The organism is Pseudomonas sp. LBUM1678 (assembly GCF_059695575.1).
This window is the reverse complement of sequence record NZ_CP166775.1, coordinates 2,598,811-2,615,155: the sequence shown is the minus strand read 5'-3', so window position 1 is coordinate 2,615,155 and position 16,345 is coordinate 2,598,811. Positions and strand designations below refer to the sequence as shown.

Here is a 16,345-nt window from a genome sequence, read left to right as displayed (position 1 = left end):
CCCGCTAGGCGGCGAAGCCGCCCCAAACCCCACCAAACTTTTAAACATGCCCACGTCCCGTAGCAGCTGGCGAAGCCTGCGTTCGGCTGCGCAGCGGCCGCAAATCCAGCACGCACGGTCCACCTGGCACTAAACAACCTCTGAATTCACATCAGCTTCTCAGCTAAACGCAGTCTCCACCATCAGCCACAAAACACGGATTTACGTCCTACAACCCCGTTTGCAGCCCCCAAAATCGACGCCTATATTCGACCCATCGCTGACCAAAGTTAGCGATTGGGTTTCGCAGCCCTCAAGATTGACACCAAAGTACCGTCAGGCATGATGCAGCCGGCTCCGGCTGCAAAATGTTTTATGGCGGTTGTGCGTGGGAGACCCTAGGGTCTGCCGGTTCTTGGTGTAAATCTTCCGGTCTGCGAACCCGCGCACAGCTGCCACCCAATTTGTTTCGCAGCAAACGGTGGTAATTCTTCTTTTATTAGGATTTACACCATGACAACTCAACAACCACCCCGCCGCTTCACCCCAATGTCCCAACTCGCCACCGACTACCCCGTCCTGCTCATCGACTACGACGCTCCACTCCGCGAACTCCACAATTGCCTAAGCGAACGCCTCAACGCCGTCCTCAAATACCTCAACCTCATGGCCTGCACCAGCCTCCCCGACTACGCCGAACACGACATCAACACCGTGACCAATATCGCCCGGATCATGGTCCAGGATGTGAGCGATGTGTTTCGGATGATTGAACAGCGTGGGTTTGATGTACCAAAGAGTCAGTGATCAGAGTTGAGTCGTAAAAAAACCCGCATTGAGTTGCGGGTTTTTTGTTCTATTCAGGCCTGTCGAGTTGGCGAGAGGATCATCTTCTCTATCAACGCAGCGACGTCCTTCGCACCAAAACAGCGGAATTTAACGCTACCAGCGCTGGTATCCAAACGGATGATCTTCGTCATGAACCCACCCTCAATAGTGACCTTTCGAACTAATGCCAGTGGGAGCTCAACATCCAGCGTCCCATCCTGAACGAGGCGGTTCATGGCATTTGCGCTCAAGTGAACTGCGGTTTGAGTCAGCACCATCTTCCCGCCAACCCAAAGTCCTCCGTATGCTTCCTTGAAGGCCTCCAGCACATCGCCCAACGCGTCCACATTGCCAGCCTCAGCCATGGAATATAAATCGTCGACGTTGTCATAGTTCACCTCGGCATCGGCCACCAGGAAATTGACCAACTTCGACTTCAAAACCTCTCCAGTCATCCTTGCCTCTCCATAATTTGAGTAGCAGCCCTGAAATCCAGAGGCCTGTTTGTCGCTATAAGCACCGTTCTATTTGGCAGCCAGCACTCATGTTAATATGCCATCACTCTTTCAATGAAGTACACCCGCATGGATGCCACGTCCCGCCCTTCCACCTTTTTTTCACTGCTGACCGTTGCCGTGATCCTCTCTGGATGCCAAGCAACAAAACCCGCTCAAATCACAACATCCGAGCCCAAGCCGGGTTTTACGGTTTTCAACAGTGTGCTGTTCGAGACACCCGAGCCGAACTCGATCGTGCGCGAGGGAGATCGGATCACCTATGTAGTGACTTCGTCCCCCAGTCCGGAACTGCACTATCTGGCACGTTTCGACGCCCACTGCAGCCAGCCGGATGCACAAATGACTTACTACAACAAAGGGAGAATGTCGCTATTCGCCGCCAACCCGAGGGGGCGCTCGGGGGAATCCTGGCAATTGCCTGCTGAACAAAAGAGCCAGTACCTGCAAAGTGCGCAATTGAAACAGGTGTGCGCCCAGACAACACCTCCTCAATGGCGCGTGTTGTCAGCACCCGAGCATCAGGATTGGCAGATGATCGACCGCAGCAGCCTGAAAGTAAAAGGTGATGAGGTGACTTTTTGGACGGCTCGGGTACTGCCCGGCGAAATGTTGGTGCCCGACGGAAAAGTCTTGTATGGGCAGGTACGCCAGCGGTGGACGGCCAACTGCGCCCTGCAACAACTGACCGAGTTAAGCCGTTTCTACCTTGATACTCATAGTCGTGTGCTCGCTGGAAGCATGCAGAAAAATCTTAAAGCCATCGGCCTGCAAAGCCTCGGAGTCGATGAGCGTCAGTTGGTTCAGGTGGCCTGTGGCAAACCGCAGTCTTTGGACCAATACAAACCATTTGAAGGGCGTGAGCAGTCGCCTTTCGAATTACCGGTCCCCGTCGTTGCCGCCCCGGTGTTGAAAGCCATCGAGGCATTGAATATGCCCAAACCGGAGAAAACTATTCAGCACCTGCGCCGGGTGTTCAAGGATCACTCCGAGCCAAGACAGTATTCAGATGAAGGCGTGCGGCTCAACGGGCGTGATTCGAAATACCTTTCTGGCGAGGCGGGCAATCAACTGACGGAACGTTTTGAAAAGCAAGGAAGTCAGTGGGTCAAAGCCACTTTCCGAGGCCTGATTGACTTGGGTGAAAGTAAATACAGAACTCGTGCAGGTGAGATAACGATCGAGAAAAAGACGCTGACGAACCTCAGCTTCGAGGGCGATTGGGCGAACATGCCGGTCGGCGCACTCCTGCGATATACCGCGCAGGATATGCAGTTTCGATATACCAACGGCGGGAAAGGCCCCAGAGCCCTGGTACCGGTCGACGACAGATACAGCTGTGAGGTGCAGTCGCAGAAACCCGCCAGCACCTATCACCCGAGTTTGACCGGGACGGCCAAGGTAATCAGCTGCATAAAAGATACTTACCAATACAGCACCGACATTTACGTCTACCTCGAAGCGTATGGAATGTTTGTGCCGTTCCAATACGTCACGAAGAACGTGCTGGGCGAATGGACGATTGAGGTGGTGGAATCTTGAGTTGACTGGCCATTCGAGAAACGATGGCAGGTCTATTTATTGAAATAGACCTGCCACCTGATGTCGGGTCACCCCTCGTTGGAAAACAAAATGCCCGTTCCTTGGATACGGGCATTTTTATCGCCCTGCTCGCCCCTCCTTTTGAGCCTTGGAACTTATCTACAAACTGATGTCGATATGATGGCGCACCACAACATCAATCAGTGGGCCAACCAGCGCCAGGCTGTTTCCTGGAAAACCATGGACGTGTGTGATGAGACTGATTATTGCAGTGCTTTTGATGCTTAGCGGGTATGCCCACGCCAGTTGCGCCAGCATCAGTGACAGTGACCAGCGCCACTACTGTAATGCTAGAGCAGGTGGCGGGAGCTGTGCGGGTATCCGTAACTCAGGTTTGCGCATTGCTTGTAATGCGGAGACCGGCAGCGTCAACGTCAGAGGCAACGGCAGCGTCAACGTCAGAGGCAGTGGCAGTGGCACCGGCAACTTCAGCGGCAGTTGTGCCGCCATCGGTGACAGGGACCAGCGCAATTACTGTAATGCTAAAGCAGGTAGCGGGAGCTGTGCGGGTATCAATAACTCAGATTTGCGCAATGCTTGTAATGCGGAGACCGGCAACGGCAGTTGTGCGGGCATCAGTGACAGTGACCAGCGCTACTACTGTAATGCCAAAGCAGGTAACGGGAGCTGTGCGGGTATCAGTAACAGCGACCTGCGCAGCCAATGTAATGCCTTGAATCACTAAGTGCACGGCTCATCCGAATCCCCATTCATCCTGGGTCACTCCGCGCCATGCGGCTCCCTGGCAATCAAGGAAGTGTGCAATGAGACTAATACTCGCAGTGATGCTGATGTTCAGCAGCTACGTTTACGCCAGTTGCGAAAACATCAGCAACGATGACCAGCGTAACTATTGCAAGGCGCGTGAGGGCCGGGGCGGTTGTCAGAATATTAAGAACGACGACCAGCGCAACGCTTGCAAAGCGGAAACGGAAGGTACGGGTGATTGTGGAAACATTCGCGATGATGACCAACGCAACTATTGCAAGGCCAAGCAAGGCTCCGGCGGTTGCCAAAACATCAAGAACGACGACATGCGCAATGCCTGCAAAGCGCAAACAGAAGGTACGAGTGACTGTGGAAACATTCGCGATGACGACCAGCGCAATTACTGCAAGGCCCAGCAAGGCTCCGGAGGTTGCCAGAACATCAAGGACAACGGTCTGCGCAATCAGTGCAAATCCATGGCGCCTTAGCTGAACGGCACAGCGACAGCTGCGTGAAAAAGGTGACAGGTCTTTTATTTAAATCTGTCACCTTTTTCTGGTTGCGTCACTGCGGGTTATTCATGACCTGTATTTCCCGCTACCCGCCTTCCCCAATCAACGCAAAAGCCGAATTTGTACTATTTTTGTAGATTCTCTGGATTGACCTGTTCCTGATCAGAACGGGCTGACGGTCATCAAAGATCCGTAACAGGAGTCCGCATCATGAAGCGCTTACTTGCGTCCCTTGGATTCTCATTGTTACTGGTGGCATCGGCGGTGTTCGCTCATCACGGCTGGAGTGAGTACGACTCGAGCAAACCCCTGCAGCTGGACGGAACGATCGAGGAATCCGGTTACTCTCACCCGCATGGGTTCGTTCGCCTGAAGACCGACGACAAGACCTGGAACGTCGTGCTGGCGCCACCCTCACGCATGGAGAACCGTGGTCTTTCCAAGGAAATGCTGACTGTCGGCAAGCGGGCTACGGTGGTTGGATATCAGAATCGCAACAAACCCGATGAACTGCGCGCAGAACGCATCACGGTCGACAACAAAACCACTGAGTTACGCTGATGCAGACAACCAGCACCAGCGGTGGATCGGGTCTGGATGGCTGGCTGGACTATGTGGGTGACTCGCAACTCGGGTCGGCCATGCGAAGCGAAATATGGCTGTATCCGATAGTCGAGGTGGTTCACATCCTTGGTTTCGTGGTGCTTGTCGGCTCTGTCGTCATGTTCGACCTGAGGGTTCTCGGGTTGTCGAGAGATCTTCCGGTGACGGCACTGGCTCGCCATCTCCTGAGGTGGGGTGTCACGGCCCTGCTATTGATAGTTCCAGCCGGGCTGATGATGTTTTCAGCCCATCCGCACGACTTCGCATCCAATGGCGTTTTTATTCTGAAGCTGTGCTTGATCGGTATTGCGGGCCTCAATGCGGCTCTTTTTCACGTGGGTGTCTTCCGTTCAGTAGCCCGGTGGAACACCGACACCGCGGCGCCTGGAATAGCGAAAATCCAGGCGATTTTTTCGATTATGTTATGGGTCAGCGTGGTGTTCTGCGGTCGACTGTTGGCCTATACCTGAATGGAAAAAAATTAAAAAAAGGGACCAGTTCTATTTTTCCACTTCCAACAAATAGTATTAGAGTGCCCACCTCAAACCGCTACGGACAGAAACTCCCATGAAACCGTTGTATTCAGGCTCGCTCCTGCTTCTGATTGCGGGTTGCTCGCCGATCCCGCAATACGAACCCCCCGCCAATGTCCCCCAAGCGCAGATTCGCAGTGAAATGGACGCACTAAGCAACCGTCGCAACTACCTGACCCTAAGCACAGCGCCGACCATGGCCTGCAAGTACGGCAGGTCGGTACCCGTTGTACCCGCTCGGGAACTGTTCTCGATCAGCGGTGGACACCCATCGAAACCCGAAGGTTTTCGAGCCATTGAAGCGGGCAAACCGATACACCTGGTGCTGGAGGGCGGGGCCAGCGGTAACCGCAGATGCACGGTCGATTTTGTCAGTGAGTTCATGCCGGGCGCCCGCTATGTGATAAAGGGCGGCATCACGGATGGCCCCAATGTCATGAGCGCCTGCCATATCAACATCGTTGATCTGGATTCCGGAGTTCGACTCTTTCAGGCTAATCAGTCATCGGCCAACGGCTGTGCTCTGGACCGGTTATCACCGCCGACACCTTGAGCGCGCTGACTGATTGAGCGCTGTCATCTATTCCGTTACTGATCGTCGGGCCCTCAACGGCGTCGGCATCAGCGCTTGTCATTTTCGTTCCTTGAAAAGTGATCGCATCCTGACGATCGATAAGCTACACAGCGCCATTTCTAATGACAGAGCATCAGTCCAACAGTGCAACCTTCTTCAGCAGCTCGTACAACCCGGCAGGAACCAGCGGCGTATCGCCAGTAATATTGTCGAGCGGCAGCCACTTCGCCATAAAGGTAGTGCCATCGGTTTCTTGAGCGTTCAAGTGGGGCCGTTCATAGACGCTGGCATCCACGAATTTCGCGTCGTAGACCTGCACGATTTCGTGCCCAGGCGTGCCGGCATAGGTGAAGATGTTTTCGAGCGTGCCGAGTAGGCGAACATCGGTGATGGATAAACCGAGTTCTTCATCGACTTCACGTATTACGGCTTGGGCGCTGGTTTCGCCAAACTCGATTCCGCCACCGATTGGGCGTATGAATGACTTTCCAGTAACGGGGTCGTACGCTTCGTTGACCAGAATCTTGCCATCGTGATGGAAGATGCAGAGTGCGAGGGGGCGGATGCGGTGTGTGGTCATGAGGTGAAGTCCATTTGCTTTGTATAAACCCTGTAGCAGGTGCTTCCATTCAGCATGGGTGGTGGCCGCGGACGCAGCCTTCGGCAGCTGCTACAGGGTAGTGTCCGGTTTGATATCAGAAGTTGGCCGGGGTGTTGGCGCTGATGATTTCAGCTTCATCCTGGCCGATATTGCGAAACTTGTGAGGCAGCGTTGTCGGAAAGTAGTAGCCGTCGCCAGCGTTGAGCACACTGATCTGCCCATCAACAGTTAGCTCAACAGTGCCCCGCGTAACCAGCCCACACTCCTCTCCTTCCGAATGCACAATCGGCTCTTCCCCCGAACTCGCCCCAGGCGCGTATTGCTCGCGCAACAGCCGCATCTGCCGACTCGGCACCGAAGCACCAATCAGCAGCAACCGCAGCCCATGACGCCCGAGATCCGGCTGTTCATTGGCGCGGAACACGTATTGGTGCTCACGCGGCGGCTGATCAAAGGTAAAGAAGTCCGCCAAAGACATGGGAATGCCTTCGAGCAGTTTCTTCAGAGAGCTGACGGAGGGACTGACGCGATTCTGTTCGATCAGGGAAATGGTGGCATTGGTGACGCCGCTACGCCGGGCCAGCTCGCGCTGGGACAGTTTGTAGCTTTCGCGTACTAGTTTGAGTCGTGAGCCCGTGTCCATGACAGCCTTATGCGAGAAATACTTAAGGGTTATGGGGGTGGATGGCGGGCGACTTTTGGCCGCGAAAGTACCGCTTCCCTGTCCCGGAATTGTGAAAGGCGGGTATTAAATCACGTTTGGGGGTGTTGCTCAGCAGGTTCGATAAGTGGTTGGGTGAAAAGGTTGTTGGGTGGTGATGGCGGCGAGTTCAGTGGTGCGAATTGTGGGAGTGAATCTGCTTGTGATGGCGGTGTGTCAGCCAATATCCATGGTGGCTGAAAGGGCCCCATCGCGAGCAGGCTCGCTCCCACAGGTGGGTCCCGGTCGATCTCAGATTCTGTATACGCCATAGATCTCCTGTGGGAGTGAGCCTGCTCGCGATGACGGTGTGTCAGCTACATCAATGGTGGCTGATGTGGCCTCATCGCGAGCAGGCTCACTCCCACATTTTTGATCGGTGGTGTAAGCAGAGCCTGTGTCGGGGGTTAGATGCCGAACCGATCACGCAACGCGTAATACGCGGCGCCCATGGCGGTGAGCGGGGCCTGGAACGTGCGGCCGCCGAGCATGGGCATGTGCGGAAGCGAAGCGAAGGCGTCGAAGCGTTCGGCGTCGCCGCGGATCATTTCGGAGATCAGTTTGCCGGCCAGGTGCGAGCAGGTGACGCCATGGCCGCTGTAGCCTTGCATGTAGTAGGCGTTTTTCTCGATGCGGCCGAATTGCGGCATGCGGGACATAGTCAGCAGGAAGTTGCCGGTCCAGCGGTAGTCGATCTTCACGTCCTTGAGTTGCGGGAAGGTCTTGAGAATTTTCGGCTTGATCAGTTGCTCGATGTCGTCCGGCTCGCGGGCGCCGTAGACCACGCCGCCGCCGTACAGCAGGCGGTTGTCGGCGGTGAGGCGGTAGTAGTCGAGCAGGTAGTTGCAGTCTTCGACGCAGTAGTTGTTTTTGATCAGGCTGCGCGCGACTTTCTCGGACAACGGTTCGGTGACGACGATTTGCGAACCGCACGGCATGCTTTTGCGCGTGACGCGGTTGTCGAGGTCTTGGGGCAGGTAGGCGTTGCCGGCGATCAGCAGGTACTTGGCGCGGACCAGGCCTTTGGCGGTGCGCACGGTGATCGGTTCGCCATAGGTGATTTCCACCGCGGCCGATTGTTCGTAGATTTTGCCGCCCAGACCGATGATGGCCGAGGCTTCGCCGAGGGCCAGGTTCAGCGGATGGATGTGGCCGCCCTGCAGGTCGAGCAGGCCGCCGACGTAGTTGTCGCAACCGACTTCGCGCTTGATGTCGGCCGCGTCGAGCATTTTCAGGTTTTTATTGCCGTAACGCTCCCAGCTGCTTTTCTGCTCGGCCAGGCCTTTGAGTTGCTTTTTGTTCAGCGCGGCGAAGATGCCGCCCGGCTTGTAGTCGCACTGGATGTCGTAGTGTTGTATGCGCTGACGAATGATGTCGGCGCCTTCGAAGATCATGCTGCCGAGGACTTCGGCGGTCTTGTCGCCGTAGCGTTCTTCGATCACATCGACGTCGCGGCTGTAGGAGTTGACCAACTGACCGCCGTTGCGACCGCTGGCGCCAAAACCGACTTTGGCGGCTTCGAGCACGGTCACGCTGTAACCCGCTTCGCAGAGGAACAGGGCCGAGGACAAACCGGTGTAGCCGGCGCCGATCACGCAGACGTCGCAGTCCACCGCTTGTTCCAGCACCGGGAAGTCGCCGGTGAAGTTGCGAGTAGCGGCGTAGTAGCTGTTTACATGTGTTGTTTGTTTCATACGTTTCTCCGATGGCCGCAGGATGGCCTGCGACCGCCGCTGTAAAGGTGTTAGAGCTTGATCCAGGTCGCTTTGAGTTCGGTGTATTTGTCGAACGCGTGCAGCGATTTGTCCCGACCGTTACCCGACTGCTTGTACCCGCCGAACGGCGCGGTCATGTCGCCGCCGTCATACTGGTTGACCCAGACGCTGCCGGCGCGCAAGCCACGGGCGAAAGTGTGGGCCTTGCTCAGGTTGCTGGTCCAGACGCCGGCGGCCAGGCCGAAGATGCTGTCGTTGGCAATCGCCAAGGCTTCTTCAGCGGTGTCGAAGGTGATCAGCGACAGCACCGGGCCGAAAATTTCTTCCCGGGCGATGGTCATGGCATTGGTCACGCCGTCGAAAATCGCCGGTTCCACGTACAGGCCGCCGGTGGCTTCGAGGGTGCGGCTGCCGCCGGCGATCAGTTGCGCGCCCTGGTCTTTACCGACCTGGATGTAGCGCAGCACGTTCTCCAGTTGGCGCTGATCGACGACCGCGCCGACGGTGGTTTCCGGGTCCAGCGCGTGACCCGGTTTCCAGGCTTGCAGCGCCTCCACCAGCAGCGGAATGAACTGCTCGCGAATCGAGCGCTCGACCAGCAAACGCGAACCGGCGGTGCAGACTTCGCCCTGGTTGAAGGCAATCGCACCGGCCGCCGCTTGTGCTGCCGCGCGCAAATCCGGCGCGTCGGCGAACACCACGTTCGGACTCTTCCCCCCTGCTTCGAGCCAGACGCGTTTCATGTTGCTTTGCCCGGCGTAGATCAGCAGTTGCTTGGCAATCGCGGTGGAACCGGTGAAGGCCAAAACGTCGACGTCCATGTGCAACGCCAACGCCTTGCCGACGGTGTGACCGTAGCCCGGCAGGACGTTGAACACGCCTTTCGGGATGCCCGCTTCCAGAGCAAGCTGCGCGATGCGGATGGCGGTCAGTGGCGACTTTTCCGAAGGCTTGAGGATGAACGAGTTGCCGGCTGCGAGGGCCGGGGCGAACTTCCAGCTGGCCATGATCAACGGGAAGTTCCACGGCACGATGGCGGCGACCACGCCCGCAGGTTCGCGGGTGATGAGGCCGAGTTGGTCGTGTGGTGTGGCGGCGACTTCGTCGTAGATCTTGTCGATGGCCTCGGCGCTCCAGCGGATCGCGTTGGCGGTCGCCGGGATGTCGATGTTCATCGAATCGTTGATCGGTTTGCCCATGTCGAGGGTTTCGAGCAGCGCGAGTTCTTCCTGGTTCGCCATGATGAGGTCGGCGAAGCGGATCAGGATGCGCTTGCGCTCGGCCGGGGCGAGGTTGGCCCAGATGCCGGAGTCGAAAGTGCGGCGCGCGACGGCCACAGCTTCGTTCGCATCGGCTTCGTCGGTGCTGGCGACGTTGGCCAGGAAACGGCCGTCGACCGGGCTGATGCATTCAAAGGTGTCACCGCTGAGTGCCGGGCGGTATTGGCCGTCGATGAAGGCGCGGCTTTCGATGGTGAGGGACTGGAAGCGTTGCTCCCAGTCGCTGCGAGTGTTTGTCATGGTTGTGACTCGACGCAGAGGAATAGTTGATCGTGTTAACCGATGGCATGAACGATGAGTAACCTGTGGCGAGGGAGCTTGCTCCCGCTGGGTCGCGAAGCGGCCCCAAAAAGGGAGTCCTTCGGCCTCCAGCGGGAGCAAGCTCCCTCGCCACAGGTTTAGTGTCAGCCCGTTAAACGGTGTGCAAATACCAGTTGTACTCAAGGTCCGAGATGGAGTTCTCGAACTCCGCCAGCTCGCTTTCCTTGCACGCGACGAACACGTCGATGTACAGCGGGTCGATGTATTTGGCCATGACTTCGCTGTCGTCCAGCTCGCGCAGGGCATCGCGCAGGTTGTTCGGCAGGCTCTGCTCGTTTTGCTCGTAGCTGTTGCCTTCCACCGGGGCGCCCGGTTCGATCTGGTTGGTCAGGCCGTGGTGAATACCGGCCAGCACCGAGGCCATCAGCAAGTACGGGTTGGCATCGGCGCCCGCGACACGGTGTTCGATGCGCACCGAGTCCGGCGAACCGGTCGGCACTCGCACGGCAACGGTACGGTTGTCGATACCCCAGCTTGGCGAGTTCGGCACGTAGAACTGCGCGCCGAAACGGCGGTACGAGTTGACGTTCGGGCACAGGAACGCCATCTGCGCCGGCAGGGTCTCGAGCACACCGCCGATCGCGTGTCGCAGCGCGGCGTTCTGCTCGGGATCCTCGCTGGCAAAGATGTTGTTGCCTTCTTTGTCGAGAATCGAAATGTGCACATGCAAACCGTTGCCCGCCTGACCCGGATACGGCTTGGCCATAAACGTGGTGTCCATCTCGTGGTCGTAGGCGATGTTCTTCACCAGACGCTTGAGCAACACCGCGTAGTCGCAGGCCTTGATCGGGTCATTGACGTGGTGCAGGTTCACTTCGAACTGCGCCGGGGCGCTTTCCTTGACGATGGCGTCGGCAGGAATGCCCTGCTCTTTCGCGCCTTCGAGGATGTCTTGCAGGCAGTCGACGTACTCGTCCAGGTCGTCGATCAAATACACCTGAGTCGACATTGGACGCTTGCCCGACACCGGCGAGCGTGGCGATTGCGGACGACCGTTCACGTTGTCCTGGTCGATCAGGTAGAACTCGAGTTCGAACGCGGCGCAGATGGTCAGGCCCATGTCATCGAACTTGCTCACCACCTGACGCAGTACTTCACGCGGGTCAGCGAAGAACGGCTGGCCTTCGAGTTCGTGCATGGTCATTAACAGTTGCGCGGTCGGGCGCTTCTGCCAGGGTTCTATGCTTAAGGTATTAGGGATGGGGAAGCAGATCCGGTCAGAGTCGCCGATGTCCAGACCCAGGCCGGTGCTTTCCACCGTAGAACCGTTGATGTCCAGGGCAAACAGAGATGCCGGGAGGTTGATGCCTTTTTCGTAAACCTTATGAAGACTGGTGCGCTCGATGCGCTTGCCGCGCACCACACCGTTCATATCCGCAATCAGAAGGTCGACGTACAAAACCTCAGGATATTTCTTAAGGAATGCGTTTGCTTCGTTGAGTTGAACGGCACGCAGAGGGACCGACATTTTGCACCTATTAGCTGTTAATTATTATGTTCACTACCTTGTTGCGAGCCCAGTCAACCCGAACGGCAAAGTGAAGTCAATAGCGAACACCTAGCCTCTCAACCTTTATTTTCAGGGCTTTTTTGGGCACGAGAGTGCCATATAGGTCTTCTACGCCGTACAAAGACTGGCGATCGGACGCACGGCGTTTAGAATTTTTTACATGAGAGTTGTTAATTAAAATCAACAAGGCTAAGCTCCGGAAAAGCTCGTTCAAGTGTGAAACTTCGAGGTGATAAAAATGGCATTCAAGCCATTGATCGGCGTTACTGCGTGCGTCAAACAGATTGGCCTGCACCCCTACCACGTCAGCGGCGACAAGTACTTGCGTGCTGTCAGCGTCGCGGCTTTGGGGCTGCCTGTGATCATTCCTTCCTTAGGCAAATTGACTGAAATCGATGATGTGCTCGCGCATCTCGACGGTCTGCTGCTGACCGGCTCACCCTCGAATGTGGAACCTTTTCACTATCAAGGCCCGGCCAGCGCCCCCGGCACGGATCATGATCCGGCGCGGGACGCCACCACCCTTCCTTTATTGCGCGCAGCCATTGCGGCGGGCGTGCCGGTGCTCGGCATCTGCCGCGGCTTTCAGGAAATGAACGTGGCGTTCGGCGGCAGCCTGCATCAGAAGGTGCATGAACTGCCCGGCATGCTCGATCACCGGGAAGCCGACAGTCCGGAGCTGGCGGTGCAATACGCTCCGGCGCATGCGGTGACGGTGCAACCGGGCGGTGTGTTCGAAGCGCTGGAGTTGCCAGCCGAGTTCATGGTCAATTCGATTCACAGCCAAGGCATTGATCGACTGGCGCCGGGCTTGCGCTCGGAAGCCATCGCGCCGGACGGTTTGATCGAGGCGATTTCGGTGGAACACAGCAAGGCGTTTGCCGTCGGCGTGCAATGGCACCCGGAATGGCAGGTCCTGTCGAACCCGCCTTACTTGAGTATTTTCCAGGCGTTCGGCGATGCGTGCCGGCGACGGGCCGCGTTGCGTAAAACCCGCTGACCTAAAACACGAATTTACTGCCCCCGCGAGTCAGGCGGGCGTGCCTTTGCGCGTCCGTGACTTGCGAAACAACACACTGCAATAACAACAAGTACGACCCCGGCAGCCAGGACGGCGGCGCCGAATAAGCCCAGGCCGGGCGATGCCAGTGAGTCAAACGTAATCCCCCTGTGGGAGCGAGCCTGCTCGCGATTGCAGAGTGTCAGGCGACATCAATGCTGACTGATCTGCCGCTATCGCGAGCAGGCTCGCTCCCACAAGGGTCCATCGCTGAATCAACTGGCATCACCCGCCCCGGGCTTGCAATCCACTCTTAAGTCAGGCCGCGTTGGCCCGACGACTGAAACCTGTTGGGAGTTTCACATGGCAAATGCCTCCAGCACTTACAGGAAGGCTCTTGAAGGTCACCAGACATCGAAAAAGGTGCTGGTGAAAGTCGACCGCGTCACCAAGAAATTCGACGAAACCTGCGCGGTAGACGATGTCTCGCTCGAGATCCATCAAGGCGAAATCTTCGCCCTGCTTGGCGGTTCCGGTTCCGGAAAATCGACCCTGCTGCGCATGCTCGCCGGCTTCGAGCGCCCGACCGAAGGACGGATTTTCCTCGACGGCGTGGACATCACCGACATGCCGCCGTACGAACGGCCGATCAACATGATGTTCCAGTCGTACGCCTTGTTCCCGCACATGACCGTGGCGCAGAACATTGCCTTCGGCCTCAAGCAGGACCGTTTGCCCGCCAGCGAAATCGACGCCCGCGTTGAAGAGATGCTGCGTCTGGTGCACATGACCCAGTACGCCAAACGCAAACCCCATCAGCTGTCTGGCGGTCAGCGTCAGCGCGTGGCCCTCGCCCGCTCCCTGGCCAAACGTCCGAAGCTGCTGTTGCTCGACGAACCGATGGGCGCACTGGATAAAAAGCTGCGTTCGCAGATGCAACTGGAGCTGGTGGAAATCATCGAGCGCGTCGGCGTGACGTGCGTGATGGTGACCCACGACCAGGAAGAGGCCATGACCATGGCCCAGCGCATTGCGATCATGCACCTGGGCTGGATCGCGCAGATCGGCAGCCCGGTCGACATCTACGAAGCACCGGTCAGCCGCATGGTCTGCGAATTCATCGGCAACGTGAACGCCTTCGAAGGCACCGTTGTGGAAGACCTTGAAGGTCACGCGATCATTCACAGCCCGGATCTGGAACAGAAGATTTACGTCGGTCACGGCGTCAGCACCTCGGTGCAGGACAAGTCGATCACCTACGCCATCCGCCCGGAAAAAATGCTGGTCAGCACCCTCAAGCCGGACACCCACTACAACTGGTCCGAAGGCAAGGTGCATGACATCGCCTACCTCGGCGGTCACTCGGTGTTTTACGTGGCATTGCCTGGCGGCAAGGTCGTGCAATCGTTCATGGCCAACGCCGAACGCCGTGGCGCCCGTCCGACCTGGGACGACAAAGTCTACGTGTGGTGGGAAGACGACAGCGGCGTGGTACTGCGCTCATGAAAACACTCAATCAGCAGTTCATGCGGCTGATGCCGAGTGGTCGAAAGCTCGTCATCGGGATTCCGTTCCTGTGGCTGTGCCTGTTTTTCCTGTTGCCGTTCTTCCTGGTGATGAAGATCAGCTTCTCGGAAGCGGCGCTGGCCATTCCTCCTTACTCCGAGATCTACACCTTCGCCGAGCAGAAATTCCAGCTACTGCTGAACCTTGGTAACTACTCGCTGCTGACCCAGGATGAGCTGTACATCTCGGCTTACTTCGGTTCGTTGAAGGTCGCGTTTTTAAGCACACTGATGTGCCTGGTGATCGGTTTCCCAATGGCCTACGCGATCACCAAGGCGAACAAGGAAACGCAAAACGTTCTGCTGTTGCTGATCATGATGCCGACCTGGACGGCGATCCTGATCCGCGTGTATGCGTGGATGGGCATTCTCAGCAACAACGGTTTGCTCAACGGTTTTTTGATGTGGACCGGGCTGACGGATCACCCGATCGAGATCCTCAACACCAACACCGCCGTCTATATCGGCGTGGTGTATGCGTATCTTCCGTTCATGGTGTTGCCGCTGTACGCCAACCTGGTCAAGCACGATCAGAGTCTGCTGGAAGCCGCGTCCGACCTGGGTTCGAGTAACTTCAACAACTTCTGGAAAATCACCGTGCCGCTGGCCAAGAACGGGATCATTGCAGGCTGCATGCTGGTGTTCATTCCGGTGGTCGGTGAGTTCGTGATTCCGGAACTGCTGGGCGGCCCGGAGACGCTGATGATCGGACGTGTGCTGTGGCAAGAGTTCTTCAACAACCGCGACTGGCCGGTGGCGTCTGCCCTGGCGGTGGTGATGCTGTTGATCCTGATTGTGCCGATTCTGCTGTTCAACCGTAGTCAGGCCAAAGAGATGGAGGGTCGGGGATGAAACGCTTCGGATTTTCAAAGTTCATGCTGATTTTCGGCCTGTCGTTTATCTACCTGCCGATGTTGATTCTGGTGATCTACTCGTTCAACGCATCCAAACTGGTGACGGTGTGGGGCGGCTGGTCGTTCAAGTGGTACGCCGGTTTGCTCGACAACACGCAACTGATGGGCTCGGTGCTGCGCTCGCTGGAAATCGCCTGCTACACGGCGATTGCGGCGGTCGCACTGGGGACGCTGGCGGCGTTTGTGCTGACCCGCGTGACGCGCTTCAAGGGTCGTACGCTGTTTGGCGGCCTGGTGACCGCACCGTTGGTGATGCCGGAAGTGATCACCGGTCTGTCGCTGTTGCTGCTGTTTGTGGCGATGGCGCAGTTGATCGGCTGGCCGATGGAGCGTGGCATCGTCACGATCTGGATCGCCCACACCACGTTCTGCGCGGCGTATGTGGCGGTGGTGGTCTCGGCGCGCTTGCGTGAGCTGGACTTGTCCATCGAAGAAGCGGCGATGGACCTTGGGGCGAAGCCGTTCAAGGTGTTTTTCCTGATCACCATTCCGATGATTGCGCCGTCACTGGCGGCCGGCGGCATGATGTCGTTTGCCTTGTCGCTGGATGATTTAGTGCTGGCGAGCTTCGTGTCCGGCCCAGGTTCGACGACCTTGCCGATGGAAGTGTTCTCGGCGGTGCGCCTGGGTGTGAAGCCTGAGATCAATGCCGTGGCCAGCTTGATTCTGTTGGCTGTTTCGATCGTGACGTTCATGGTCTGGTACTTCAGCCGCCGCGCTGAAGCCACCCGCAAACGTGCGATCCAGGAAGCGATGGACCAGACTGCCAGCGAGTCGTGGCAGCAACCGAAGAAGCAAATGGTAGAAGCGACGGTGTAGTGCCGTTGCTGATGAGGTAAGTGAACTTCATCCTGTGGCGAGCGAGCTTGCTCGCGCTGGGTTGCG

17 protein-coding genes are annotated in these 16,345 nt (G+C 57.3%); 11 read left to right on the top strand and 6 right to left on the bottom strand.

Going from position 1 to position 16,345, the window contains the following annotated elements; all coding sequences use genetic code 11:
- The first annotated feature begins 492 nt into the window (after window positions 1-492).
- On the top strand, window positions 493-786 hold the full coding sequence (locus tag ACA070_RS12010; protein ID WP_497451295.1) for a response regulator: 294 nt from the start codon (window positions 493-495) through the stop codon (window positions 784-786).
- Between the two features lie 53 nt (window positions 787-839).
- Here the strand turns inward: ACA070_RS12010 and ACA070_RS12005 are convergent, their stop codons facing one another.
- Window positions 840-1,262 (bottom strand): hypothetical protein, encoded by a 423-nt coding sequence (locus ACA070_RS12005; RefSeq protein WP_497451294.1) that lies wholly within the window; start codon window positions 1,260-1,262, stop codon window positions 840-842.
- A gap of 129 nt (window positions 1,263-1,391) precedes the next feature.
- Between ACA070_RS12005 and ACA070_RS12000 the strand changes: the two genes are divergently transcribed.
- The 6 genes from ACA070_RS12000 to ACA070_RS11975 all read left to right on the top strand — a co-directional run bounded on the left by ACA070_RS12000 (window position 1,392) and on the right by ACA070_RS11975 (window position 5,833).
- Window positions 1,392-2,864, top strand: coding sequence for a hypothetical protein (locus tag ACA070_RS12000; protein ID WP_497451293.1), 1,473 nt, complete (start codon window positions 1,392-1,394; stop codon window positions 2,862-2,864).
- 253 nt (window positions 2,865-3,117) lie between these two features.
- Entirely contained in the window at window positions 3,118-3,609 is a 492-nt protein-coding gene (locus ACA070_RS11995; RefSeq protein ID WP_497451292.1) for a hypothetical protein, read from the top strand.
- Window positions 3,610-3,688: 79 nt separating this feature from the next.
- Window positions 3,689-4,120: a hypothetical protein gene (locus tag ACA070_RS11990; protein WP_497451291.1), complete on the top strand. Its 432-nt coding sequence runs from the start codon at window positions 3,689-3,691 to the stop codon at window positions 4,118-4,120.
- Between the two features lie 234 nt (window positions 4,121-4,354).
- A complete protein-coding gene (locus ACA070_RS11985; protein WP_497451290.1) occupies window positions 4,355-4,705 on the top strand; it encodes a DUF6152 family protein in 351 nt (116 codons plus the stop codon).
- The gene (locus tag ACA070_RS11980) at window positions 4,705-5,217 is read left to right on the top strand and encodes a DUF6644 family protein (protein WP_497451289.1); all 513 of its coding nucleotides are present in this window, start codon (window positions 4,705-4,707) and stop codon (window positions 5,215-5,217) included. The genes ACA070_RS11985 and ACA070_RS11980 overlap by 1 nt, the downstream gene beginning before the upstream one ends.
- Window positions 5,218-5,314: 97 nt before the next feature.
- The gene (locus ACA070_RS11975; RefSeq protein ID WP_497451288.1) at window positions 5,315-5,833 is read left to right on the top strand and encodes a hypothetical protein; all 519 of its coding nucleotides are present in this window, start codon (window positions 5,315-5,317) and stop codon (window positions 5,831-5,833) included.
- Window positions 5,834-5,987: 154 nt separating this feature from the next.
- Here the strand turns inward: ACA070_RS11975 and ACA070_RS11970 are convergent, their stop codons facing one another.
- The 5 genes from ACA070_RS11970 to ACA070_RS11950 form a co-directional block, all read right to left on the bottom strand.
- Window positions 5,988-6,434, bottom strand: coding sequence for an NUDIX hydrolase (locus tag ACA070_RS11970; protein WP_497451287.1), 447 nt, complete (start codon window positions 6,432-6,434; stop codon window positions 5,988-5,990).
- A gap of 115 nt (window positions 6,435-6,549) precedes the next feature.
- Complete coding sequence (locus ACA070_RS11965) at window positions 6,550-7,098, bottom strand: cupin domain-containing protein (RefSeq protein ID WP_007946335.1); 549 nt, start codon at window positions 7,096-7,098, stop codon at window positions 6,550-6,552.
- 464 nt (window positions 7,099-7,562) lie between these two features.
- Complete coding sequence (locus ACA070_RS11960) at window positions 7,563-8,849, bottom strand: NAD(P)/FAD-dependent oxidoreductase (RefSeq protein ID WP_462026752.1); 1,287 nt, start codon at window positions 8,847-8,849, stop codon at window positions 7,563-7,565.
- Window positions 8,850-8,899: 50 nt separating this feature from the next.
- The gene (locus ACA070_RS11955; protein WP_497451286.1) at window positions 8,900-10,390 is read right to left on the bottom strand and encodes an aldehyde dehydrogenase; all 1,491 of its coding nucleotides are present in this window, start codon (window positions 10,388-10,390) and stop codon (window positions 8,900-8,902) included.
- 172 nt (window positions 10,391-10,562) lie between these two features.
- The gene (locus tag ACA070_RS11950) at window positions 10,563-11,939 is read right to left on the bottom strand and encodes a glutamine synthetase family protein (RefSeq protein WP_497451285.1); all 1,377 of its coding nucleotides are present in this window, start codon (window positions 11,937-11,939) and stop codon (window positions 10,563-10,565) included.
- A 280-nt stretch (window positions 11,940-12,219) separates the two neighbouring features.
- Between ACA070_RS11950 and ACA070_RS11945 the strand changes: the two genes are divergently transcribed.
- From ACA070_RS11945 to ACA070_RS11930, 4 genes are all read left to right on the top strand, one after another.
- On the top strand, window positions 12,220-12,981 hold the full coding sequence (locus ACA070_RS11945) for a gamma-glutamyl-gamma-aminobutyrate hydrolase family protein (RefSeq protein ID WP_497451284.1): 762 nt from the start codon (window positions 12,220-12,222) through the stop codon (window positions 12,979-12,981).
- A gap of 363 nt (window positions 12,982-13,344) precedes the next feature.
- A complete protein-coding gene (gene potA / locus ACA070_RS11940; RefSeq protein ID WP_497451283.1) occupies window positions 13,345-14,487 on the top strand; it encodes a polyamine ABC transporter ATP-binding protein in 1,143 nt (380 codons plus the stop codon).
- Between the two features lie 29 nt (window positions 14,488-14,516).
- On the top strand, window positions 14,517-15,398 hold the full coding sequence (locus ACA070_RS11935) for an ABC transporter permease subunit (RefSeq protein ID WP_497451940.1): 882 nt from the start codon (window positions 14,517-14,519) through the stop codon (window positions 15,396-15,398).
- A complete protein-coding gene (locus ACA070_RS11930; protein ID WP_497451282.1) occupies window positions 15,395-16,279 on the top strand; it encodes an ABC transporter permease subunit in 885 nt (294 codons plus the stop codon). The genes ACA070_RS11935 and ACA070_RS11930 overlap by 4 nt, the downstream gene beginning before the upstream one ends.
- Window positions 16,280-16,345 lie beyond the last annotated feature (66 nt).

Excerpts from the sequence above, each read along its gene's own strand:
- ACA070_RS11955 (WP_497451286.1), bottom strand. The coding sequence starts at position 10,390 with ATGACAAACACTCGCAGCGACTGGGAGCAACGCTTCCAGTCCCTCACC.
- ACA070_RS11980 (WP_497451289.1), top strand. The coding sequence starts at position 4,705 with ATGCAGACAACCAGCACCAGCGGTGGATCGGGTCTGGATGGCTGGCTG.
- ACA070_RS11970 (WP_497451287.1), bottom strand. The coding sequence starts at position 6,434 with ATGACCACACACCGCATCCGCCCCCTCGCACTCTGCATCTTCCATCAC.
- ACA070_RS11960 (WP_462026752.1), bottom strand. The coding sequence starts at position 8,849 with ATGAAACAAACAACACATGTAAACAGCTACTACGCCGCTACTCGCAAC.
- ACA070_RS11950 (WP_497451285.1), bottom strand. The coding sequence starts at position 11,939 with ATGTCGGTCCCTCTGCGTGCCGTTCAACTCAACGAAGCAAACGCATTC.
- ACA070_RS11975 (WP_497451288.1), top strand. The coding sequence starts at position 5,315 with ATGAAACCGTTGTATTCAGGCTCGCTCCTGCTTCTGATTGCGGGTTGC.
- ACA070_RS11935 (WP_497451940.1), top strand. The coding sequence starts at position 14,517 with ATGCCGAGTGGTCGAAAGCTCGTCATCGGGATTCCGTTCCTGTGGCTG.
- ACA070_RS12000 (WP_497451293.1), top strand. The coding sequence starts at position 1,392 with ATGGATGCCACGTCCCGCCCTTCCACCTTTTTTTCACTGCTGACCGTT.
- ACA070_RS11995 (WP_497451292.1), top strand. The coding sequence starts at position 3,118 with ATGAGACTGATTATTGCAGTGCTTTTGATGCTTAGCGGGTATGCCCAC.
- ACA070_RS11945 (WP_497451284.1), top strand. The coding sequence starts at position 12,220 with ATGGCATTCAAGCCATTGATCGGCGTTACTGCGTGCGTCAAACAGATT.
- ACA070_RS11965 (WP_007946335.1), bottom strand. The coding sequence starts at position 7,098 with ATGGACACGGGCTCACGACTCAAACTAGTACGCGAAAGCTACAAACTG.
- ACA070_RS12005 (WP_497451294.1), bottom strand. The coding sequence starts at position 1,262 with ATGACTGGAGAGGTTTTGAAGTCGAAGTTGGTCAATTTCCTGGTGGCC.
- ACA070_RS11985 (WP_497451290.1), top strand. The coding sequence starts at position 4,355 with ATGAAGCGCTTACTTGCGTCCCTTGGATTCTCATTGTTACTGGTGGCA.
- potA (WP_497451283.1), top strand. The coding sequence starts at position 13,345 with ATGGCAAATGCCTCCAGCACTTACAGGAAGGCTCTTGAAGGTCACCAG.
- ACA070_RS11990 (WP_497451291.1), top strand. The coding sequence starts at position 3,689 with ATGAGACTAATACTCGCAGTGATGCTGATGTTCAGCAGCTACGTTTAC.
- ACA070_RS11930 (WP_497451282.1), top strand. The coding sequence starts at position 15,395 with ATGAAACGCTTCGGATTTTCAAAGTTCATGCTGATTTTCGGCCTGTCG.
- ACA070_RS12010 (WP_497451295.1), top strand. The coding sequence starts at position 493 with ATGACAACTCAACAACCACCCCGCCGCTTCACCCCAATGTCCCAACTC.